General features: G+C 49.0%; 20 protein-coding genes. 7 read left to right on the top strand and 13 right to left on the bottom strand.

Features of this window, described 5'->3' with window-relative positions; all coding sequences use genetic code 11:
• Window positions 1–72 precede the first annotated feature (72 nt).
• Window positions 73–288 carry a helix-turn-helix transcriptional regulator gene (locus P2H89_RS00165; RefSeq protein ID WP_275824436.1) on the bottom strand — a complete coding sequence of 72 codons (216 nt, stop codon included), beginning with the start codon at window positions 286–288 and terminating at the stop codon, window positions 73–75.
• A 784-nt stretch (window positions 289–1072) separates the two neighbouring features.
• On the opposite strand from P2H89_RS00165, the gene P2H89_RS00160 reads away from it, so the two are divergent.
• The 3 genes from P2H89_RS00160 (at window position 1073) to P2H89_RS00150 (ending at window position 2781) form a co-directional block, all read left to right on the top strand.
• A complete protein-coding gene (locus P2H89_RS00160) occupies window positions 1073–1420 on the top strand; it encodes a hypothetical protein (RefSeq protein ID WP_275824435.1) in 348 nt (115 codons plus the stop codon).
• A complete protein-coding gene (locus tag P2H89_RS00155; protein WP_275824434.1) occupies window positions 1389–1964 on the top strand; it encodes a JAB domain-containing protein in 576 nt (191 codons plus the stop codon). The genes P2H89_RS00160 and P2H89_RS00155 overlap by 32 nt, the downstream gene beginning before the upstream one ends.
• Before the next feature lie 64 nt (window positions 1965–2028).
• Window positions 2029–2781: a hypothetical protein gene (locus tag P2H89_RS00150; protein WP_275824433.1), complete on the top strand. Its 753-nt coding sequence runs from the start codon at window positions 2029–2031 to the stop codon at window positions 2779–2781.
• 7 nt (window positions 2782–2788) lie between these two features.
• Here P2H89_RS00150 and P2H89_RS00145 read toward each other — a convergent pair whose 3' ends face one another.
• The 6 genes from P2H89_RS00145 to P2H89_RS00120 form a co-directional block, all read right to left on the bottom strand.
• The gene (locus tag P2H89_RS00145; protein ID WP_275824432.1) at window positions 2789–3226 is read right to left on the bottom strand and encodes a VOC family protein; all 438 of its coding nucleotides are present in this window, start codon (window positions 3224–3226) and stop codon (window positions 2789–2791) included.
• 178 nt (window positions 3227–3404) lie between these two features.
• Window positions 3405–4412: a bestrophin family ion channel gene (locus P2H89_RS00140; protein ID WP_275824431.1), complete on the bottom strand. Its 1008-nt coding sequence runs from the start codon at window positions 4410–4412 to the stop codon at window positions 3405–3407.
• Between the two features lie 3 nt (window positions 4413–4415).
• Window positions 4416–4961 carry a thioredoxin domain-containing protein gene (locus P2H89_RS00135; RefSeq protein ID WP_275824430.1) on the bottom strand — a complete coding sequence of 182 codons (546 nt, stop codon included), beginning with the start codon at window positions 4959–4961 and terminating at the stop codon, window positions 4416–4418.
• The gene (locus P2H89_RS00130; RefSeq protein ID WP_275824429.1) at window positions 4930–5427 is read right to left on the bottom strand and encodes a redoxin domain-containing protein; all 498 of its coding nucleotides are present in this window, start codon (window positions 5425–5427) and stop codon (window positions 4930–4932) included. Before P2H89_RS00130 ends, P2H89_RS00135 begins: the two co-directional genes overlap by 32 nt.
• A gap of 66 nt (window positions 5428–5493) precedes the next feature.
• A complete protein-coding gene (locus P2H89_RS00125) occupies window positions 5494–5805 on the bottom strand; it encodes a phosphoribosylpyrophosphate synthetase (protein WP_275824428.1) in 312 nt (103 codons plus the stop codon).
• A 47-nt stretch (window positions 5806–5852) separates the two neighbouring features.
• Window positions 5853–6191, bottom strand: a complete 339-nt coding sequence (locus tag P2H89_RS00120; protein WP_275824427.1) for a phosphoribosylpyrophosphate synthetase — start codon at window positions 6189–6191, stop codon at window positions 5853–5855.
• A 270-nt stretch (window positions 6192–6461) separates the two neighbouring features.
• Here P2H89_RS00120 and P2H89_RS00115 point away from each other — a divergent pair, with 270 nt between their 5' ends.
• The 3 genes from P2H89_RS00115 to P2H89_RS00105 all read left to right on the top strand — a co-directional run bounded on the left by P2H89_RS00115 (window position 6462) and on the right by P2H89_RS00105 (window position 9965).
• Window positions 6462–7469: an NAD(P)-dependent alcohol dehydrogenase gene (locus P2H89_RS00115; RefSeq protein ID WP_275824426.1), complete on the top strand. Its 1008-nt coding sequence runs from the start codon at window positions 6462–6464 to the stop codon at window positions 7467–7469.
• 138 nt (window positions 7470–7607) lie between these two features.
• Window positions 7608–8762 carry a class 1 isoprenoid biosynthesis enzyme gene (locus P2H89_RS00110; RefSeq protein WP_275824425.1) on the top strand — a complete coding sequence of 385 codons (1155 nt, stop codon included), beginning with the start codon at window positions 7608–7610 and terminating at the stop codon, window positions 8760–8762.
• Between the two features lie 309 nt (window positions 8763–9071).
• Window positions 9072–9965 (top strand): DUF1266 domain-containing protein, encoded by an 894-nt coding sequence (locus P2H89_RS00105; protein WP_275824424.1) that lies wholly within the window; start codon window positions 9072–9074, stop codon window positions 9963–9965.
• A gap of 5 nt (window positions 9966–9970) precedes the next feature.
• On the opposite strand, the gene P2H89_RS00100 is transcribed toward P2H89_RS00105, so the two are convergent.
• On the bottom strand, window positions 9971–10204 hold the full coding sequence (locus tag P2H89_RS00100) for a hypothetical protein (RefSeq protein WP_275824423.1): 234 nt from the start codon (window positions 10202–10204) through the stop codon (window positions 9971–9973).
• 231 nt (window positions 10205–10435) lie between these two features.
• Between P2H89_RS00100 and P2H89_RS00095 the strand changes: the two genes are divergently transcribed.
• Complete coding sequence (locus P2H89_RS00095; protein WP_275824422.1) at window positions 10436–11416, top strand: helix-turn-helix domain-containing protein; 981 nt, start codon at window positions 10436–10438, stop codon at window positions 11414–11416.
• Window positions 11417–11583: 167 nt separating this feature from the next.
• On the opposite strand, the gene P2H89_RS00090 is transcribed toward P2H89_RS00095, so the two are convergent.
• The 5 genes from P2H89_RS00090 to P2H89_RS00070 all read right to left on the bottom strand — a co-directional run bounded on the left by P2H89_RS00090 (window position 11584) and on the right by P2H89_RS00070 (window position 21228).
• The gene (locus P2H89_RS00090; RefSeq protein WP_275824421.1) at window positions 11584–12957 is read right to left on the bottom strand and encodes an alpha-amylase family glycosyl hydrolase; all 1374 of its coding nucleotides are present in this window, start codon (window positions 12955–12957) and stop codon (window positions 11584–11586) included.
• An 18-nt stretch (window positions 12958–12975) separates the two neighbouring features.
• Window positions 12976–14070 (bottom strand): SusE domain-containing protein, encoded by a 1095-nt coding sequence (locus tag P2H89_RS00085; RefSeq protein ID WP_275824420.1) that lies wholly within the window; start codon window positions 14068–14070, stop codon window positions 12976–12978.
• 17 nt (window positions 14071–14087) lie between these two features.
• The gene (locus tag P2H89_RS00080; protein WP_275824419.1) at window positions 14088–15683 is read right to left on the bottom strand and encodes a RagB/SusD family nutrient uptake outer membrane protein; all 1596 of its coding nucleotides are present in this window, start codon (window positions 15681–15683) and stop codon (window positions 14088–14090) included.
• A 22-nt stretch (window positions 15684–15705) separates the two neighbouring features.
• Window positions 15706–18669: a TonB-dependent receptor gene (locus tag P2H89_RS00075; RefSeq protein ID WP_275824418.1), complete on the bottom strand. Its 2964-nt coding sequence runs from the start codon at window positions 18667–18669 to the stop codon at window positions 15706–15708.
• Window positions 18670–18792: 123 nt separating this feature from the next.
• Window positions 18793–21228 carry a glycoside hydrolase family 31 protein gene (locus P2H89_RS00070; protein WP_275824417.1) on the bottom strand — a complete coding sequence of 812 codons (2436 nt, stop codon included), beginning with the start codon at window positions 21226–21228 and terminating at the stop codon, window positions 18793–18795.
• Between the last annotated feature and the right edge of the window lie 122 nt (window positions 21229–21350).

Genomic DNA, 21350 nt, shown 5'->3' with positions numbered 1-21350 from the left:
TTCAAAATTATGAGCTCCAATACCAGAAATTATAACGGGTGATCCTAAATGGGACATTATCTTACTTAAGACTTATTCCTCCAACTTCAGCTTTCCAAATAGAGCCTCAAGTAGCTCACAGGGCTTCACATCAATGGCCAAGGCTATTAGATACAATTCTTCAGCCCTCAAATGGCTGCGATCATGTAATGTAAGTTCATTCATTCTTGCCCTTGATAAACCAGTTTTGCGAGCCACTTCAGACTTATTCACCGATTTCTGAGCCAGATATACTCCCAGCTTAGTCATTGATTGTTAGGATTTTCTATAATAATTGAAGGAATGAAAGTAAAAAACTATGGAAATACTCACAACTTCTTTGCATACATGTGGGAAATACCATACCTTGTGTAGGATATTCTATAACAATTGATTGACAAACCATCGCGACGCAATTATGAAAAAGAACACATCTTGACTAAATAATCAATAGTACCGTTTCGAAAAGCGTATTTGCTTTGAATCTCGCACTGGAAACTACCACTTTCAATGACGGCGGGAAATAAGGTAAATCGCTCACGTTTCCTTTATCTTTAAAGGCTAGGCGTGGGCGTTCTTATTCGCCGTCGGGCGTGGTAGCCCTCCAGTGCAGTAAGGACCAACCCATGCCTATCTTATTGTTGGCCCTTACCTGCAATTTATTCTCCACCCAAATTGCGGCGTATGAACAGCCGACTTCGGCATAAAGCTTACACCGATTCTCAACCCCGTGCTATTGCCTCCGGCAACGGACAGGTTTTCGCAAAATTTTGCGAGTTCTTCTACGACTCTACCTTTTCAATAATAGCCCGCTACTCTGGAATTCAAGCCCCAGGCATTCTTTGCCTCCTTACGGAATCGGTATTCCTCCAACTCTGGGGTAACCGGGATGATTTTCTTCAATACAATGGCGGCTGTTTGTACCGAACAACTATGCAGGTAACTTTCCGCTATCTAAAAGAACGCGCTCATGACCATCGTGTGCAGAAAATATTAGAAGTAATTGGCCAGGAGCACATTTTCCACACTATTGAAAAACGCATAAACAATTGCTATGAAACCGGAAACTCTTGAAATACCAAACCAGCTTCGGCGACTTTCCCATGAGGAACAAAGTGACCCCAAAAGCGTGCTAGCTGAGTTTTTCACGAACTATCACCTACATGATCTGCGAGATGTATTGTGGGAATGGCTGTGCGCTGGCCTATGCCATGACGGAAGTTGGTTCCAGGAAGGCTTGGATCGCAGTAATCTGCTATTCCTATACGAAAACCTCGAAAAGCTGGCCGAAGCCGCCTATCTACTCCACAGAAAGGCGGAGCAGAAGGGTCAAACTAAGCGAAAATCTAAAACCACTAAAAAGAACAGCCATGCCAGTAAAAGGGAAAAATCAACTCAATAAGGCGGCGGCAACTATTTTGCCGGCCTTCCCGCTGCCTGCAAAGGTCAAGAAAGTGAAACTCGAAAAGGTGCAGGACTTTCAAGTGCCCCTGGTAGAGCTGATCTACAAGGCGGATGCCGACCGCTCAAAGCGGCCTATTATCGGCGACTGTATGGATGCCTTCGAAGTTTTCCTGATTCATTGGGACTGGAATAAAATCGAGCTCGTGAAACAGCTCAAGATCCTCTTATTAACCAACGCCAACAAGGTCTTAGGGATTTCGGAGGTTGCTACCGGGTGCATGGACAAAGCGCTCTTCGACCCGAAGTTTATTTTTTCGGCGGCCCTACTATCCGGTGCAGGAAAGATCATTTTAGGTAATAACAATACAAGCGGCGACTTGAAGCCCTCCCATGCAGACATTATTGCAACCAGGTCTTTAGCCCTTTCCGGCAGGCTGATGGGTATTGAAGTAGTTGATCACCTGATTTTCTCGAAAGAGGCCTGTTTCTCCTTCGCCGACAATGGGCTTATGCAATCTGATTTCCTGGGTATAAAGTATTGAAGGATCCTTGTTGCATAGTAACGTATATTTATAAGGTAGCGACAATGCAAAAAACCTTACAGTCATGGTATACCATGTTTTAAACGGCGACTCCCTTGCTTATAGTTTTCCGGAAGCAAAAATTGAAGGAAGTATTGTTGTCATCAGAGAAGCGCTTATTGACGGAGACTTGTCAGGTGACAACCTCCATGACTTTTGGCAATCAAGAACTCAATACCTCAATATCACAGAAGCCGAATACTATAATGCTGTTGTAAAAGAATTTGAAAAAATATTAGATGCCCCTGTTAATTCTGAGTTCAATCTCTGGTTTGAGTATGATCTGTTTTGTCAGGTAAATATGTGGTTTGTTATTTCAGTCGTCAATAGCTTGCCAATAAAGAAAACAGTTTTTGCTGTTTATACTTCCCACTTAGACAAAACCAATAAACACTTCTGGAATGGCTTTGGACCTGCCAATTCAGAGGAACTTAACGTTTGTTATGCGAATAGAATTCCTTTAAGTGAGGGCGACCTATTTTTCGGGCAAGCATTGTGGAATGCTTACAAAAACGACAACCTTGATGAGTTGACAAATCTCTCAAAGCATCCATCTGTACCTTTCTCGTACCTGCAAGAAGTAGTAAAGGCACATGTTGACCGCTTTCCTAAAGATGGCTCAAAGGGCAGACCTGAACAAGTTATTGAAGACATCACAAAGAATATCTCTACTGACTTCCATGAAGTGTTTAAAGAATTCTGGAAACGCGAAAGCATTTACGGCTTTGGTGACACTCAACTGAAAACCCTGTATGACAAAGTGATGCGCGCCCGATAACATGGGGCTACAACGGCCGTCCAAAATACAGTAAATAACCATCAGCATCTTTTACTTCAAATCCCCGCAGGCCGTCATCATTATTCGAAATCGGCTGAAAGAACTCAACCCCGCGTAAGGAGAACTCCATTGCCAGTGCATCCGGATCGGGGACATGCATATAGGCATCCCAGCGGGCAATTCCTTGCTTGATGTCGCGCGTATAATTCGGCACCGGCTCTACGCCAATATCCTTCATCATGATCATTGCCGCACCGCGCTGCACGATCCCAAAGAAGATATCATCCTCACTGGGTCCCTGAAATGTGATATCGAACCCGAGGCGGTCGCGATAAAACGCCAATGCAACCGGTACATTCCTGACAATAAAAAATGGGGCGATTCCCGTGATCGCTGCCTTGGGCAGTTGGGCTTCTTCGATACTCAAACCTTCTGATTGGGACATACACTATGAGTTTTACTAAGTTAAGGATCAGCCTAGTTTCTCTCATAAAGTTAATGATGCTTAAGCACCTGCTTCACCATCTTACCCAATAAAATCAGGGTGTCTCCTTCCTGGTATAATACCAAAAAGAACAGACACCCTTGTCGCTTTATGCTATTAATATAGCCTGCCTGATGACTTACAATACAATGTTGTTCCTGGCCTGCAGCGCCGGAGGCAGATCCGTTTCGCCCAACATTTCCCGGATATCGATCTCTACTGCCCGACTCATTTGTGATATCGGCACCGCATTGGGATTTGCCTCAAACGGATTCTCCGTACTTTCTCCCACCTGCTCCAACGACGTATACACCCAGGATACCAGCATACTAAATGGTATTACAAACCACACCATGCTGCCCCTCAATACTCCGGTCACCTGCTCATTGAGCTCGTTGAACTCGCCCAGCAGCGCAAACGGAAGCAACACGCAGAATATCCTGATGAAAAGGGTGTTGATAGTAGCATACTGCCTGGGGTAGGGAAAGTTCTTGATCCGTTCGCACTTGCCCTGGTGACTTGAAAACTCCCTTAATGCAGTATGCATGTCGAGGAACCTGAAATGCTCCAGCACACCATCGGTGTGCAGCCCTTTCAAGGCTGCACTTTGCAAACCCAACAGCTGGACAGCCTTGTTATTCGTCGGCATCAGGCCCGCCACTTCTTCCTCAGTAAGGTACTTCGACAAATCCTTCTCCAAGGACGTTTCCCTTTCCGGAATGGTATAATAACGGGTATACTCCTTGTTGTACGATCTGGTCGATGTTTCCCAATCTTTGTGCGCCCGCAATTGGTGGCGCAAGGCCGTGAGCCAGGCCAATTGACGGTATATTACCTCCTTTGCTTTTTCGGGATCGTCCACATAATCCCGGCACATCATGGCCCAGGCCCGTGTGGCGCCAATAGCGGCTCCCCACACCTGCCGGGCCTCCCATGTCCTGCTATATGACTGTGCGTTCTTAAACCCCACAATGAAGGCCGTAGCAGTTCCCAACATGGCCACCACCGGCCAGGGTATGGATAACCACCTCATGCCAAATACTTCATACAATAGGGTAGGAATACTGCCCACCACCAACAGCCAAAATATGTTTCTGCGTGTCCAAACAAGGAACTCAAAGAGTGTGTATGATTTTCCAGTATGCATCGACTACTCCTCCATGGATGGTTTAGCGTGCAGGTTTTTCAAATACTGATATAGCTCGGCTTCTTCCCAACTGCCATCGTATTTCCTTCCGTTGATGAAAAAGGTGGGTGTTCCATTTACCCCGCTTCTTATACCGCTTTCAAAATCCTTTTCCACCTTTTCAATCAACTCCTGTTGTTGTATGTCATTACTGAATCGCTCCCGGTCAAGCCCGATAATATCCGCCATCTGGTACAAGCTGCTTAACTCCAATGAATGCTGGTTCTCAAAAACGATATCGTGCATCTCCCAGAATTTATCCTGCAAACCGGCCGCTTCGGTAGCAACAGCCGCAAGAAAAGCATGAGGATGTATCTTAGACAACGGAAAATTCCTGAATACAAACCTCAGCTGAGGTCCCAGCCGCTCCTGGATGCTTTTAATGATCGGATAGGCCCGGCCGCAATAGGGACATTGGTAATCGCCATATTCCACTACTTCGATCACTGCGCTGCCCTCACCGCTTACATGATCGTTGCTATTTACCAGCGGTATTAATTGTGTTGTCATTTGTAGTTGATTTATTGATCTGTTCTAATGCATTCAGAATTCCGTCGGCACCAGGATTCACATCGATGGGTGAAAGATAGTTCCACCGAATCACCCCATTTTGATCAATTACATACAGTGCCCGCCGGCATTCACCCGTTCCCTCGTCATAAGCTTCATATACTTTTGAAACAGCGCCCTTGGGCTCAAAATCGGCGAGTAAGGGAAACCCAAACTTGTTTTGCTCGGCAAATGCCGTATGGCACCACCGGCTGTCTACCGATATGCCCACCAGCTGGGCATTCTGCCGAATAAAAAACGACTCCATCTCATTGTACAGGCTCATCTGGTTGCCGCACACAGGGCTCCAATCGGCGGGATAAAATGCCAGGATCACGTTCTTGCCTCTTAACCCACTGAGGCGAACCTTTTGATCGGGCTTAGCATACAGTTCGAAATCCGGCGCAACGCTTCCAATTGTTAACATGTATTATAATTTTATACTTGATACAAATCGATCCTTTACGGGGCAGCAATTGTTGTGCCCCTGCTACTAAACACTGGGTGCAGCGGGCCTTAACTTTTGCGCCATGTCGAAACTCAATGTTCCCGCATAGGCACCATACGAATCCACCAACGTGCCCTTTACCCCTGTAGCGGAGGATATGGCGTACAGCACCGTATTGTCGTCCGGGTTCGAATCGCCTTCAAACCGGTATATTTCATCAACATGAAAGTCTTCCGGATCGAGCCTGATGTCCAGATCTCCGCAATAGAGGCATACCGACTGCGTTGCGAAGTCGGCATCGTAGCCCCTTTCCTTTAGTTTGTCTAATGCATCCACGAGTGTTTCATAATTTTCCATATGCCTAAAATTTTACCAGGTGAATAATTTCCTTTGTACTTCTTCATCTATAATGCCTTCATAGCAGGCTTGATCAGTTGTAACTTGTGTAGCAATTCCGGGCTGATATTATCCGCGTAAACATCACAGGTATCTATCAGAAACCCTTTCAGCCCATGCGATAACGAAATGGCATAAAGCATCCGGCCGGCATCGGGGTTCAACACGCTTTCGAAATAGAATGACTCGTCAACCTTGAATTTGTCTGGCATTACCCACCATTGCAATTCCATACAATACAGACAAGTAGTTTCCCTTCTGAACTCCAGCTCATATCCTGCACGCTTCAGCTCATTCAACGTTTCCATAAATAACAATTCTCTGGTAGTGGCGTTTCCTGTTTGCATGTGCGTCGTTTTCTGATGCCTCTTGTAAATCAACTCACGCGCCAAACACTAACCGCTTAACTTCCAGCTAATTGCCGCCAAAGCACCCGAGGCCCTTTTACTGTATTTCATCATTTAACGAAGCGCGTTACTATATATCGGGATACCCGTATCACAACCCGGCCCTGACACGCGGCCAGGATAGTCCAGATTCGCCCGCACTAAAGTCCATCTACCCCCTCCGGACAGGCCCTTTCAGACCCTAGCTTTGCCATATAAAACATTCACTCCATGAAAGCAATTCAACTCGAACAGTTTGGCATTGAGCATTTGCACCTTAGGGATATTCCTGCTCCCATTCCCGCCGGCAATGAAGTGCTGGTGCGAACCACGGCCGTTGCCCTCGAGTTTCATGATCTGCTGGTAGTGGAAAACAGGATACCCTTTGGCATTCAGCTTCCCCATGTACCCGTTTCGGAAGGTGTAGGCATTGTGGAAGAAGTGGGCGCACAGGTAACGCGGTGGAAGAAAGGTGATCGGGTGCTCATCCCCTTCATTGGCCGCTGGGAGGCCGGTAGAAATACGCCCTACCACGACCAATGGAGAACTGCTTTTTCGCGACCAGGGCTATTGTCCGAATTCACGGTACAGCCCGAGAATACCCTCGTGCGGACTCCCGCCACACTAACCGATGCGGAAGCTGCACCCTTGCCGGTTGGCGGCCTCACCGTGTGGACCATCCTCGTGGAGCAGGCCCAGATCCGTGCCGGGCAAACCATATTGATCCAGGGCAGCGGCGGCGTTTCTTTGTTTGCCCTGCAGATCGCCAAACTCTTCGGCCTTAAAGTAATCGCCACCACCGGCAGCAAGGAAAAAGAACAAAAGCTGAAGAAGCTTGGCGCCGATGAGGTGATCAACTACAAAGAATTTCCCGAATGGAGTAAAGAAGTAAAGCGTATTAACGGCGGTATCGGCGTCGATGTAACGCTGGATGTAGCCGGCACGGATACCATAGAACAAAGCATTCTGTCGGTAAAGCAACACGGATTTGTAGGACTGATTGGGCTGATGACAGGTACCAGGCTATCGATTGACCTGATACCCCTGATCACCAACTATGTGCGCCTGCAAGCCTATTCAGTTGGCAACGCCGAGGAGTTGAGCGACTTCGTACAGGCCATCGAAAAGAATCACTTTAAGCCGGTCATTGATAGCGTTTATCCGCTCGATCAAGTGCAGGAAGCTTTTCACCGGTTTAAATCGGGCAAGGCTTTCGGAAAGGTGGTCATTACTTTCTAATACCTGCTAACCGCCGCTGCAAGGCGCTTGAAGGACATAAAAGGCTGCCTTCTGCTCCTTCGCCCCACCATTTCACGCATAAACACATTTCTATAACCTTAATACTTCTTATTTTAGTCTGCCCAAACACAAAACCTAATGACAGCAAACCGGCCTGGCGTTGTTGACCATACAGGCGTGCAATTCAGCATACCTGAACCCGTCAGCCTATGGCGCGTGCTTCGCCGGCTCGTGAGCTTGCAACGCAAGCTCAAAACCCAGGAACGTCAGTTCGCCGACAAACTGCGAGCCGCATTGCCAGCGGCGGTATTGGCCAAGCAGCCATACTTATCGCCCAAACAGCTTCAACGCTTCACCAAATACTGGCAACTGGCCCTGAATGTGATCTGTGAAAACTTCTACCAGCTCACGGGGCAGGAGCTATCAGAAAAAGAACATAAGAACATACTGCTCCTGAGCCTTTTCATGCCATTGTTTGATGACCTCTTCGACGACCGGCTCTTGCCCTATGAAACCATTACAAAGTTGGTCACCCATCCCGAACAGCATACACCATCGGGCGAAACCGATCAACTGGTCCGGGAACTGTATATCGAATTGCTTCGTGGTGTGCCCCGGCGTGATCTGTTCATCCAACATTTGCTGGAAGGAACCCATTGGGAGAAAGAATCACTGAAGCAGCTGGACGAAGGCATCAGCGAGAGGGACCTATACGACATCACCTACAACAAAAGTTATTACAGCCTTCAATTGTTCTACGATACGCTCGACCATTATCCGCCGCCGCCCATGCAGCCCATGCTGTATGCCCTGGCCGGACTCATGCAATTGGTGAACGACGCGTTTGATGTATGGAAAGATACCCACAACGGCATTTACACCCTGCCCAACCTGTATCGCAAATACGATGAGCTGCAACAGCTATTCCTCGATGAAATGTCGTTTATCAATCAGCAGTTATCGCAGCTATCCTATAATCCAACAGCAAAAGCCAACTTTGCCATTACCATTCACGCCTTGCATGCCATGGGCTGGTTGTCGCTTCAGCAGCTTAAGCAGGCTACCACCAAGATCAGCACGATGGCCGAACTGAAGACCTTAAGCCGTAAAACATTGGTATGCGATATGGACACGATACCTCAACTGATCAAATGGGCCAGGCTCGTTCGCCGCTTCTCCAATTATCACCATGCCCAAACGCCGTTCTCCCACAACCCTAACCGCCCCGCCTTTTCCGCAGCATCGCAAACGTCAGGCACCACCACCATCGCTTCCCCTATACCTGCGGAATAAAACCAAACTCCAGCATCAATCCTTCAACACCCCGGCCACTGATCACAGGGCTGCCGCAGCCTTTGTGCTCCAATAGTATCCTGGCATTGGGGATCGGCCCGTAATTCATTGCGTGCTCCCAATAGACTTTACCATCTTTCGCCCACGCTTTTTAACGCCTGACGACTGCTTTTGGGCAATTGCCCTTTTTTTACCGGTAGCCATATACTTAACTGGAAGATTAGACGTATTACTATGGATGTAGTTAGATCACAGGGTTTAATCCGGCTCTGTGGTATGAATTTTGCCTTCAATCGCAAACCCTTCCTTATGGACAAAAACGCCATTGATCAATACTTGCAATCGCTCAAAGCGATGGGCCTTTCCGACGATACCATTGCTATGTATAAACAGCAACTGGAACAGTCAATGCAGTTCTCCAGCCAGTGGGCCGGTCAGCTCAACCAGTTTGGCCAGCAAATGCAGCAGTTCAATACCCTATTCAACAACGATGCGAGCGACACAGACGACGATACGCCGGCCATCCTGTTGAATCCCGATAGCCAGCTATCGAACCAGGAACTATGGGCCCTTGCCTGCGGAGCCGATCTTGCCCTGCTCAATGGTCAATACCTCAACGACCTCACGACCGGGTTCAGCCGCCAGGAGTGCCGCAACATGCTTTCCCAATGGTGGGATATCGACAGTAAGGAAGAAGCGCAGGAAACCATCGAATGGCTTTTTACCGAAGGCCACCGTATCCAGTTCGATATCATCTGGCAGGCCATGAACACCGTTTCGATCAAGGAAAGTAAGGCTTTCCTGCGCGACCATGTCGTGAAAGACGAAATGGAGGAAGAGACCGCTTTACAGCGGCTCCGCAATATGCGCGACGCGCTCGAGCTCTTCCAGGAGCGCAAGCTCATCAGCAAAGACACGCAACCCGAAATGCTAATCTGGGATTTTGCCCGCATCATCAACCTCAGCCGCGGCAGCTTCGATGCCGGTTACCTCACCCAAGGCGAAGCAATGGGCTATATCCTCCGCTGTGTGGGACCTATCCGCAGTATGTACAATTCCTGGAAGCAACTTTCTGTATCTTACCAGTTTGCCCGCTGTGTGTGGAATGGGATCGACGAAGAAGAATTTGTAGATATGATGGAGGGGATGAACCTGTTGCTCACCGATGCCAACAGCCCCTGGGTTAAAATGCCGTGGGACTAGCCCCGCTACCCTGATTGCTCAGCAAACTGCCTGATCTTCTCCATCGATACCAGCCAGTAAAACCTTAAATGATGGTAGATCACCTCGGTGGGGAATTGGGTGATCCTTAGATGTAGCTCCGTTCCTCCATCGACCGGCTTCATCATAAACAGGAATTGCGAATAGTTTTCCGGCCTGTCGGCCAGCCTCGACACAGAACTCAAATGCGTGTAGGCGAGGCGCCCGAAAGGCCCTGTCATTGACTTAGTTTGATTACCTGCCCCTAAACAGCAGGATCATCAAAGTAGTTCAAAATCAAGTTACCCCAACCGCCTGAAATAATACACTTCATCACTTTTTTCGTGATGCTTCATCACTGGCACGATCCCTGCCTTATCTTGATATAGAGCGAATACCAGATGGGAAAGGCCAAAAGCGACTTTCATCACTCCATCGTAGGCATAACCTACGCGAACGCTTAATTTTACTACATGAAACATATATCTGTCCTGATACCTGAGGGAGATATAAGCCTCACGAATGTAGAAGGGATACACCATATATTCGCCGAGGTGAATAAAGCCAGCCAGCGCGCCGGCAAGCCACCCCTTTTCCATTTTCAACTGGTTGGTAAACACCACAGCCAGTTCATGAAGCAGAACTTCTTCAGCATTCACCCCAATTACCTGATCACCGATGACTTCAGGTCTGACCTGGTTATTATTCCCGCCTTGCATGGAGATATTTTTAAAAGTGTTGAAATCAACCAGGGGCTGGTGCCCTGGATCGTGGACCAATACACCAAAGGCGCCGAGGTGATGAGCCTGTGTACAGGTGCCTTTCTACTGGGCTCTACCGGCTTACTGCGCGGCCGCAGTTGCGCAACCCATTGGATACACGTCAACGAATTCCGGGAAATGTATCCCGACGTAACCGTGGTCGATGATAAGATCATGACCGATGAAGGCGGCATCTATACCAGCGGCGCCGCTTATTCATACCTCAATCTCATCCTTTATTATATCGAGAAACATGCCAGCCGGGATATCGCCATCCTGATCGCCAAGATCTTCGCACTCGATATGGGCCGCACCAGCCAGTCGCAGTTCATCATTTTCCAGGGATACAAGCAACACAGCGACGAAAGTGTGCTCAAGGCCCAGGAATACATTGAGCAGAACTACCAGCAAAAGATCTCAGTAGATGAGATTGCCACCCATGTATCACTGGGACGCCGCAACTTTGAACGTCGTTTTAAATCAGCCACTTCCAACTCCGTATTCGAATACCTGCAGCGCGTAAAAGTAGAAGCAGCCAAGAAGCAACTGGAGCACGGGCGCAAAACCATCAATGAAGTGATGTACGATACCGGCTATACCGATATCAAAGCATTCCGTGATGTATTCAGGAAAGTAGTGGGTATGTCGCCCGGTGAATATCGACTTAAGTACACGCGCGAACCAGCATTGTAGCAGCCCCTATAGAGCCTACTAATCTCAGGTAGCAGCTGCGCCCACACGCTGTAAATGGAAGATGGCCGCCGGAAAACCGGCAGCCATCAGGGTAATCGGAAATTTGTAGATACCCATTATTACCCTAAAATATTCATCAGGGCATTGCCCAACATTATCAACTCAGCTTATGGTTGTTGCAGGATCCTGTATTCATAAGCAGCCAGGCTTACCGTACCGCTCACATCTCCAACCACACCTGTCAACGCATTCTTCCAGTTGCCGGCTATTGCGCCCGGCACAGCATATGATACCGCTTTATTTCGCAGGTTGGCGATCACCAGCACTTTCTCATTGTTCAGCACCTTCGTAAATACGCATACATCTGCATTGCTATAGCTGGTGAGCTGCCCCCGCCGCAAGGCCGCATTATTATTACGGAGCTCAATCACCTGTTTGTACAAGGCCGTAGTGGCAGCATTTTTAGTCCAGTCGATCTTTACGCTGGTAAAGGGAAAGGGTATCCGCGCACTCATCCCCACTTCCTGACCATTATAGATCATCGGAACACTCTTCATATAAGCCGCCACAATAAAAGCAGCCATTGCTCCCTGCTCGCCACCGAATAATTCAATCGGCGTACCCTCTGCGCCATTCACATCGTGGTTAGAGACGTAACGAATAACCTGTTGACTGCTGTTGGCATTTGTGTACTCCACCGTGTTTACACTATCGATAGACAGTGCCGACTTGTTATTATTGTAAACATTCTTCAACTGCCCAAAGAATCCAAAGCCAAAATTGAAATCGAAGCCCACGGTAAAATTGTTCGTGCGTGATCCTTCCGCCATCAATAGCAGCTTATGCGTTTTAATATTGCGCAGGGTATCGATAGCCTGCTTCCAGAAGTCGAGCGGAGGCCCGTCGGAATAATCACAACGAAAGCCATCCACATTGGCCTTGTACACCCAACCCTTCATCGAGTTGATCATCTCCAGGCGCATCGCAGCACTGCCGAAATTGAGCTGTGCCACATCGTTCCACCCCATATTGGGCGGACTGATCACATTACCTCCCGCATCCTGCAGATACCAGTCTTTATGGGTTGTAACCCATGGATGATCCCATGCAGTATGGTTGGCCACCCAGTCGAGGATTACGCTCATATTACGGTTGTGTGCACCATCTACCAACGCACGCAGGTCGTCGAGCGAACCAAACTCGCTGTTCACTGCATTGTAATCCTTAATGCAATAGGGAGAATTAACCGCCTTCACCGCGCCAATAGGATACACAGGCATCAAATAAATGACGTTGGCGCCCAGGGCCTTGATATTGCCCAGCCGGGCAGTGACACCCTGAAAATTACCCTGACTGCTGAAAGCCCGCATATTCACCTGATAGATCACAGCGTCGGCAGCAGCTGGCACATTCGCAAAGGGTGTTCCATATTGAGCAGGCGTATTATCTGGCGGCGCGGGCGGCGGCACCGGTGCCTCATTATTTTTGCTGCAGGCTATCAACAGCCAGCTAAGTAATATCGTGTACATAGTTATTTTCATAAAGGGTTTGTTCACGCATTAATTTTTTTGCAGGATGTAGGTGTATTTGCCAGCCACATGCAGGTCGAGGGTAATTGTATAACTGCCGTCTTCGGGCACAGACAGGTTATTGAGGCCCGCCGTATAACCCAGGAAGGGGTTATCGGCATATTGCAGCTTGCCCGCACCATCGATGCCAAAGTCAAGCGCCCAGCCATTATTGGCCCTGAACTTGAATGAACCGTTCTTGATCATATTGGCGGTCACCTTCCACACCTTGGTGGCATCATCAAAGCTCAATTGGGTATCGGTATTCCAACCACCGGGAGATGCATCACCCAATATGCCCCAACTTGTTTTGGTGGCAGTCCAGGTATTGGTATTGAGGTTCGCAGTGAGGTAATAATACCCCCCATCCGGCACCGAAAGACCGCCAGCCGCACCATCGGTATTGAAAGTGCCATTACCGCCATCGCCGTAATTGGTGTGGTTCCAGTCGGGTGCATTGGTGTATTTAAAATATTGCACACCTGTACCCGGCATGTACACATATCCTTCATACAAACCAGCGCGGCCAGGTACCGGAGCCAGTTTAGAAGCAGCACCGGGGTTCCATCCCTGGTAATCACCCGGCACGTACAAATCAAGCCCATAAGAGGTAACCTGTTGCGTAACGGTATTGGTGTACACCGGCGATACCGTAGACGCAGCACCATTGTACTGGTTTACATTCGCCCGAACCCGCACAGCAATGGGTGTAGCCACCCCTGGTGCAAGGCCCATACCATTGAGCAGGTTGTTAAGGTCTTTGGTAATGAAACTGTATTGCAGTGTATTGACATCTATGGTAAATGATTTGGCCGCAGCCCAGTTATTGGCCGTATCAGCAATACGCCCAAGCTGCAACACGTAACTCACCACCGGCTGCTCACCAAAATCGGCGGGTGACCATTTATACTTTATGGCGGTATCATTCTCGGCAGCAGCAGTCAGCACAACGGAACTTGCAGAAGCAGTGAGCGCTGTATTGCCGAAACTGCCAGCCTTGAGGGAGTACACCTCTTCATCCTTTTGGCAGGCAAACAGCAGCAAGGTAAAAGCTGTTATAAAAAGATAATTGACTATAGATCGCATACAATCGTGTTTTAAGATCAATAATTCGGGTTCTGTACCAGGTTGGGATTGGCAATGGTTTCAGCGGCCGGTATGGGGAACAAAGCAAAATGGGCGTCTACACCGGCGCCGCCCTTCACGCCACCCTTCCAGGGCCACAGGTAACTGCTGCTGGTAAATTGTCCATAACGGATGAGGTCCGTTCTGCGGAAACCCTCCCAGTACAACTCGCGGCTGCGTTCATTGAGCACATCGGCCAGGGTGATCGCACTTACATTACCACTGTTATTACCATAACCTCTTGTGCGCAAGGCGTTGAAATATTCCAGGGCTTTAGCCTGGGTGCCACCCGTGCCACCACGCAATACCGACTCGGCATATACCAAATACATTTCCGCCAGGCGGAACAAGGGGAAATCTACACTGCACAATACGCCGTTGGGAGATGGAGGGATCGTTCCGGCAGAAGTTATATTGTTGAATTTGTACACCCCCAATCCGTCATTGAATACCACTACATCATTTACCTCGAGATTGCCAGGGCCAAACAAAGCCCTTTTATCGGCATTGCCGCTGTAATCGCCAAATGCCAATGGCAGGTTCTTGGTGCTGCGGTTACCCAGCCAGCCACCACTCGGAATACCAAAGGCCTGGTTATCCGCAGGGTTCGTGCCATGCGCTGAACAGATCAGGAAAGTAGTGCCTCCATAATTCTGACTATTGGTAGCATCAAAGGCAATCGGCAAAATCACCTCAGTATTGTTCTTATCATTATCGCTCATGAAGAGCGTTTTGTAATTGCTCTTGAGCGCATAGCCGCTCTCGATCACCTTACTGGCGTAGGTGATGGCATCCGTGGACCGGTCGTTACCGGTATACACTTTTGCATTGAGGTAAAGCCTGGCCAGTAAAGCCCAGGCCGCACCGCGGTCGGCCCTTGCATATTCATTTTGCCTGGGAGCAGCCAGGTCATTCTCAATGGCCTTCAACTCCGACTCTATATAAGCAAACAGGTCTGCCCGTTTGATCTGCTTGGGGATATACTTACCGATAGGGTCTGCCTCTGTTACAAAAGGGGGATTGCCAAAAAGATCGATCAACACCCAGTATTGAAAAGCCCGCAGAAAACGTGCCTCTGCCCTGAACTGCCGGATCGTATTGGCATCACTTTCCTTGAAGCCCCTCGCGGTAAGCTTCTCGTCGGCCGATTCCCGGATAAACTCATTGCACACGGTAATCTGAAACAAACTGCGCGCATAAGCCGCATTCACAAACACGTTGCTGCTCGTCCAGTTGAGGTTGTGGAAGCTAAGCAGGATGGCATCGTTCCAGGCACAGATCGCCTCATCGGTAGTAAGCTCCTGCAGGTTCCACCAGGAGCGCAGGAAATCGGTAGTACCAGCATCGGTAATGCCGGCTATGTTCACATCAGAAACACCCACGCCGTTGCTGCTCACCAGCGAGTAGGAGCCATACACTTTAGCCAGCACCTGCTTGTAACCAGCCAGGTTGCTGTATTGCTTTTCTGACGTGTTCGCATTAAGCGGTTGCAGATCGAGGTCTTTATGACAGGCCGACAACAATATCGTCACGGCCAGCAAAACGGTTGTATGTAGAGAGAAATACTTTTTCATTGTACGCATGCTTTTAAGATCACTAAAATTGAAGACTGGCTCCCACCACCAAAATGCGCGGGCGGGGATAGATCGCATTATCAATGCCACCATATATTTCCGGATCGAGTCCCTTGTATTTGGTGATGGTGAATACGTTCTGACAATTGGCGGTGAGGCGCAAGCCCACCTTGTCGTGCATAAGCCTGCCCACATTGTAAGCCAGCCCCAGGTTATCCATCTTCAGGAAAGAAGCGTTCTGAATATAGTAGTCCGACTGGTTTTGCCCATTCACAAAACCTGTATTGTACACATCGCTCATACTGTTGGCCAGGTAACCAAGTGGGTTCAGGATATTTGCGCGGATAGCACCGGTTGCAATACCATGGTACATATAATTACCAATGTTCGCACGCAGCACCGTATTGAGCGCCCATTTGCCATACGTAAGCTGGGTAGAGAAGCCCAGGGTAACCTTGGGGAAAGGCGACTTGTACCGATACAGGTCTTTTTGGTTGATGACGCCATCTTTATTAATGTCTACATACACCCCTTCTACCGGCCTGCCGTTGAGGTATTGCTGATGATACACATAGAACGAGTTAGCCTGGTATCCTACCGTATTGATCTGTATCTGACCATTGCCGGTGAGTGTTCCGGGATAAGTAGAGTCTTTCGTAGCAGTCAGGTTGGTGATCTTGTTTTCGTTGTAGGCTGCATTGAAACTCACATCCCAGCTGAGGCGGCTGTTCCTGATCACGCCGGCATTGATGGCCAGCTCCACGCCTTTGTTCTCGACATTACCGACATTGGTAAGAATGGTACTGCTGAAATTAGAACCGGCAGGAATAGGGATGGTATTGAGCAGGTCCTTCGTTTTCTTGAAATAGAAATCGAGGCTACCATTGATACGGTTGTTGAGGAAACCATAATCGATACCAGCATTGTAGGTAGCCGTTTGCTCCCATTTGATACCGGCGTCATAAGCAGCAGGTGTTCCCATATAATACCAGTTGTTGCCAAACTGTACCGCCGAACCGTTGCCACTCAATGAATAGATCGCCTGGTAGGGATAATTATAAATACCATCCTGGTTACCGGTGACGCCATAGCTCAGTCGCAACTTGAGGTCGGATAGGGCCCGCACATTTTGCAGGAAAGCTTCCCGGCTCGCCTGCCAGGTAAACGCTACCGAAGGGAATGTACCCCAACGTACGTCTGGCGCAAAGCGGGAGGAACCATCCGTACGGATAGAGGCAGCCAGGATATACTTACCATCGAACGTATAGATCAAACGGCCGTAGTAAGAGATCAGGGTGTTCTCCGGTTTATCCAGCGGGAATATCGGCTTCGATCCGGGAATGGTATCTCCATTGGCCCGGATACCCGGGTAGTTGTCATTGGTAGATAGGTTATTGTAGTAACCATACCCCGCTGTTGCATTGAAATTGCTGTTGATCTCCTTCAGGTCTTTGGTATAGTTGAGGTAAAACTCGCCTACCTTGTTATTGATCCTGTTGGAGTATTTGTTGCGCTGTCCACCATCGAGAAAGTTCTGCGCTGCATACGCCGGCACATTGGTTTCACCATCACCTTTTGCAATATCATACCCCAGGTTCAGGTTGGCATGCAGCTCGGGCAATCCATGAAATTTATAGTCAAACTGAACATTGCCATAGCTGCGGTACACATGGCTGGTATTGTTGTACAGGTTGAGCAATGCAACCGGGTTACGGGGTGCCAGTTTGTTAAGCGTTATAGCACCCGAAACCGGATCCACAGAAGCCCATTCGTAATAATTGCCATAAGGAGATGTAGCATGCACCGGTTGGGTAGGATCGAAGTACACCGCCGAGCTGATCGCTGCATTATTGGCAAAGCGGGTTTTGTTGTAAGCCCCCTTCAGGTTGATATCCACCTTCAGGTGATCGTTCAGGAACCGCGGGCTCAGGCTAATGCCACCCGACATCCTTTGCAAATGATCCGTACGCAGGAGACCTTGCTGATCGAGATAGCCCAGCGATATACGATAAGGTATCTTGTTGACTGCTCCCGAAACACTCAGGTTATTATCGGTGCTGATGGCCGTCTGGAATATTTCATCCTGCCAGTCGGTGCTGGCACTACCCATCAGTGATTTGTAAGAATGAATATTGTCGAAGGTACCGCCGCCCAGCGAGTCCACATACTTGCGAAACTCCGCTGCCGATTGTACGTCCATCTTTTTGGCAACCTTTGATACCGAAACCTGTGTATTGAATGCAAAAGCAAGTTGGCCACCGGTGCCCTTCTTCGTCGTGATAATGATCACCCCATTCGAGGCACGCGAACCATAGATCGCCGTTGCCGCCGCATCCTTCAACACGGTAAAGGAGGCAATATCATTCGGATTGATCAGGCTCAGCGAATTGGACGCACCATAAATATTGTTGCCGCTTAAAGGAACGCCGTCAACGACAATGAGCGGATCATTACTCGCATTGAGCGAAGCCCCGCCACGAATACGGATCACACTACCCGCACCCGGCGATCCTCCATTGGAGGTAACCGACACACCGGCCACCTTTCCCGCAATCAATTGCTCGGGGGTGGTAATGCTGCCTTGTTGAAAGTCTTTGGCAGTAACCGTAGCTACAGAACCAGTTACTTCCTTGCGACGCTGTGTACCATAACCAATCACGACCACATCATTCAGCGCATTGGCCGATGGCTTAAGCGCTACATCGATGCGCTCGCGGGCTGTTACCTGTAAGGTATCGTAGCCCACATAAGAGAATACCAGCAGAGAACTGGCAGGCACAGAAAGCGAGAAGTTTCCTTTGCCGTCGGTGACGGTGCCTCTGTCTGCGCCCGATACTTTTACCGAAACCGCAGAGAGGGGTTCACCCCTTTCATTTTTCACCGAACCGGAAACCTGCATGGCCGGTTGCTGGGCCTTTGCCTCCAGGAGGGTGAGGCAGCAGGTGCATAGTAGCAACCACAAATTCAAATGGCGGAATTGTTTCATAATGACAAGTTGAATTGATCGAAGTTGACCAGAGCCTTACGTTTTATGTTAGAAAGAATGTTCCTTTATCGCTGAGCAATCAGTGGCAACAAGCCTTTGCGGCTCGTAGCCACTTGCCGGAGCTTAATACTTTATCACGATCTTATCCGCGCTGTTTTCCAGCACAAGGCTTTTCACGGTAAAACTGTTGGGTTCGCCTGCCAGCGGTTTTGGGTTGAGATAAGAGAACAACAGGTCCGTTGTCGATACAGCACGCCCATTCACCTGCAGGTTGTTCTCCGCAAAACCATGTAATGCTATCCTGATGTATTTGAACTGCGAGGCCCGGTTACCGGTGGGTGCGTCAAGGGTAATGGTCTTAACAACTGCATCAAAAGACATACTGCGTTTGTAATAATCCCCTTGCTCATACTGATAGCTCGCTCCGTCATCTTCATAATACACGAAGCGACTGTCCTTACTCCCTTTATACACCTGCAATGTCAATGTATCCGTGGGCTTCTCGGTCGTGTTTTGTATCAACGACTGCATTGGTATGATACTGCCACCTCTTACATATACAGGCAGTGTTACAGCAGATAGCTCGATCAGCTTTTCCTGAGCACCCTGCTCCTGTACATCGTTGTAGAGATCATACCATTCGCCCGCGGGCAGGTACACCTTGGCAAACTGCTGCACACTTTCCTCCGGCATTACGAGAAAGCCGGGACCGAACAGGAACTGATTCTGATAAGCTGGGTTATAGATACGAGCATCGTGCGTATAGTCGATCGCCAGCGAACGCACCACCGGCATGCCCTCTTGCGTGGCCTGCTGAAACACCGAATACAGATAAGGCAGCAAACGATATCGCAGGTTGATATAATTGCGCGATGTGGCCAGTACGTCTTCTCCGAAAGACCAGGGTTCGGCCGATTTGGTATTGAGTTGGGTATGATTTCTGAAATAAGGAATAAAAGCGCCCAGCTGCATCCATCGGGTGTAAAGGCCTACTGTAGGATTGCCAGTGAAGCCACCCACATCCATCCCGGTAAATGGAACACCACTCAGGCCCAGGCTGGTCAACAGACGAACGCCGGTGAGCATATGATCATCTTCCGCACGGTTGTCGCCCGTCCAAAGCGCTGTGTACCGCTGCAGACCGGCATAACCGGCGCGTGTTAAAATGAACGGTCTTTTCTGCAATGCCTGTCGCGCCGCTTCATAGCTTGATCGCGCCATCTGCAAACCAAATACATTATGACCTTTCAGGTGGGTAGTGGGGTGACCGTCATAATCAAAAAGCACATTGCCCGGCATCTTCTGTCCCCAGGTAGCGATCTCATTCATATCGTTCCAAATGCCATTAACACCAACATTGGTATAATTGGTCACCTGTCCCTTCCACCAGTTACGTCCTTTCTCGCTGGTGAAATCGGGAAAATGGCACCAGCCGGGCCACACTTCGCCTGTATAGGGCAGGCCATCGGTGTACTTAAGGAAGATGTTTTCGCGCAGGCCGCTTTCATAAGCGGGATAATCCTTTTCTACTTTAATACCCGGATCAACGATGAGCGTGGTATTCAATCCCATCCGGTGCAAGCTGTCGATCATGCCTTTTGGATCGGGAAAGCGTTCTTTGTTCCAGGTAAATAGTTTGTAGGCATCCATATAATGAATGTCCAGCGTAATGCCGTCTGCCGGGATCTTCTTCTCCCGTAAGGTCTGGGCAATACGATACACTTCTGTGTCCGGATAATAGCTGTACCGGTTTTGTTGATACCCCAGGCTCCAGAGGGGCGGCATCGTCATGCGACCGGTAAGCTGGGTATAGCTGCGGATAATACCTGCCACGGAAGGCTGGTACATGAAATAGTAGTTCATTTCACCACCGCGGGCGCCAAAGGAAGAGAAACGGTTATTGCTTGCTCCGAAATTGAAATCGGATTGAAAGCTGTTGTCGAAGAAGATACCATATTGCAATCCGTGGTGGATGCCGATATAGAAGGGAATCGTGGAGTACAATGGGTCCTGTGATACGCTGTAACCAAACACATCCGAGTTCCAATTGGTGTAGGCATTGCCTTTACGGTCCAGGTTACCGGTCTTTTCTCCCAGGCCGATGAATCGCTCACCGTCCTGCATATGTTTATAGGTCGTAACCTCCGTGCCGATCCAGGAGGTTCCCAGCCCCGGTTCATCCTGGTTGATCAGCTGACCATCGGGCGTATAAAAACTGATGGCGAATGGAGCCTTCCGGATCCTTACTTTGATGGAGTCGGTTTGCAGGTTGATCTCGCCAGCTGTTTCCCCCTTTTCATTTCGGGTCAATGCGGGTTTACCAGCCTCAGCGATCACAGCGTAGGAAAAGTCTGGTTGAAAGGGCCGATTGCTGATCCGCACCCGGATAATGGCTGCACCATAAGCCTGGATACGCACGTAGGCATTGGCGGTTGTAAGGTCGAGCTGGTTGGCGGCGAAAGTTACTTTCCGGACATCGCCTACAGGGGTCACCTGGTCCTGGCCCAGGACGGCCAGCGAGGCTACAAGGATAGCACTGAATAGAAACGCTTTTTTCATAACGGGCATTTCGCAATCGATGGGGTTGGTGAAAAATGAGGAGATAAAGGAACGATGGGGGAAAAGCAAGGCCAATTTTTGGAAGCCTAATGGAAATAAAAGGAGGGAAAATGTCGGGTAGC

The organism is Paraflavitalea sp. CAU 1676 (assembly GCF_029223285.1).
GTDB lineage: Bacteria > Bacteroidota > Bacteroidia > Chitinophagales > Chitinophagaceae > Paraflavitalea.
The sequence above is the reverse complement of the archived record's forward strand: the minus strand, read 5'-3'. Positions and strand labels throughout refer to the sequence as shown.

Bases quoted from the DNA above. Each gene is read 5' to 3' on its own strand.
- P2H89_RS00070 (WP_275824417.1), bottom strand. From the start codon at position 21,228: ATGAAAAAAGCGTTTCTATTCAGTGCTATCCTTGTAGCCTCGCTGGCC.
- P2H89_RS00085 (WP_275824420.1), bottom strand. From the start codon at position 14,070: ATGCGATCTATAGTCAATTATCTTTTTATAACAGCTTTTACCTTGCTG.
- P2H89_RS00125 (WP_275824428.1), bottom strand. From the start codon at position 5,805: ATGGAAAATTATGAAACACTCGTGGATGCATTAGACAAACTAAAGGAA.
- P2H89_RS00115 (WP_275824426.1), top strand. From the start codon at position 6,462: ATGAAAGCAATTCAACTCGAACAGTTTGGCATTGAGCATTTGCACCTT.
- P2H89_RS00150 (WP_275824433.1), top strand. From the start codon at position 2,029: ATGGTATACCATGTTTTAAACGGCGACTCCCTTGCTTATAGTTTTCCG.
- P2H89_RS00095 (WP_275824422.1), top strand. From the start codon at position 10,436: ATGAAACATATATCTGTCCTGATACCTGAGGGAGATATAAGCCTCACG.
- P2H89_RS00090 (WP_275824421.1), bottom strand. From the start codon at position 12,957: ATGAAAATAACTATGTACACGATATTACTTAGCTGGCTGTTGATAGCC.
- P2H89_RS00075 (WP_275824418.1), bottom strand. From the start codon at position 18,669: ATGAAACAATTCCGCCATTTGAATTTGTGGTTGCTACTATGCACCTGC.
- P2H89_RS00135 (WP_275824430.1), bottom strand. From the start codon at position 4,961: ATGACAACACAATTAATACCGCTGGTAAATAGCAACGATCATGTAAGC.
- P2H89_RS00130 (WP_275824429.1), bottom strand. From the start codon at position 5,427: ATGTTAACAATTGGAAGCGTTGCGCCGGATTTCGAACTGTATGCTAAG.
- P2H89_RS00105 (WP_275824424.1), top strand. From the start codon at position 9,072: ATGGACAAAAACGCCATTGATCAATACTTGCAATCGCTCAAAGCGATG.
- P2H89_RS00160 (WP_275824435.1), top strand. From the start codon at position 1,073: ATGAAACCGGAAACTCTTGAAATACCAAACCAGCTTCGGCGACTTTCC.
- P2H89_RS00080 (WP_275824419.1), bottom strand. From the start codon at position 15,683: ATGAAAAAGTATTTCTCTCTACATACAACCGTTTTGCTGGCCGTGACG.
- P2H89_RS00120 (WP_275824427.1), bottom strand. From the start codon at position 6,191: ATGCAAACAGGAAACGCCACTACCAGAGAATTGTTATTTATGGAAACG.
- P2H89_RS00165 (WP_275824436.1), bottom strand. From the start codon at position 288: ATGACTAAGCTGGGAGTATATCTGGCTCAGAAATCGGTGAATAAGTCT.
- P2H89_RS00145 (WP_275824432.1), bottom strand. From the start codon at position 3,226: ATGTCCCAATCAGAAGGTTTGAGTATCGAAGAAGCCCAACTGCCCAAG.
- P2H89_RS00140 (WP_275824431.1), bottom strand. From the start codon at position 4,412: ATGCATACTGGAAAATCATACACACTCTTTGAGTTCCTTGTTTGGACA.
- P2H89_RS00110 (WP_275824425.1), top strand. From the start codon at position 7,608: ATGACAGCAAACCGGCCTGGCGTTGTTGACCATACAGGCGTGCAATTC.
- P2H89_RS00100 (WP_275824423.1), bottom strand. From the start codon at position 10,204: ATGACAGGGCCTTTCGGGCGCCTCGCCTACACGCATTTGAGTTCTGTG.
- P2H89_RS00155 (WP_275824434.1), top strand. From the start codon at position 1,389: ATGCCAGTAAAAGGGAAAAATCAACTCAATAAGGCGGCGGCAACTATT.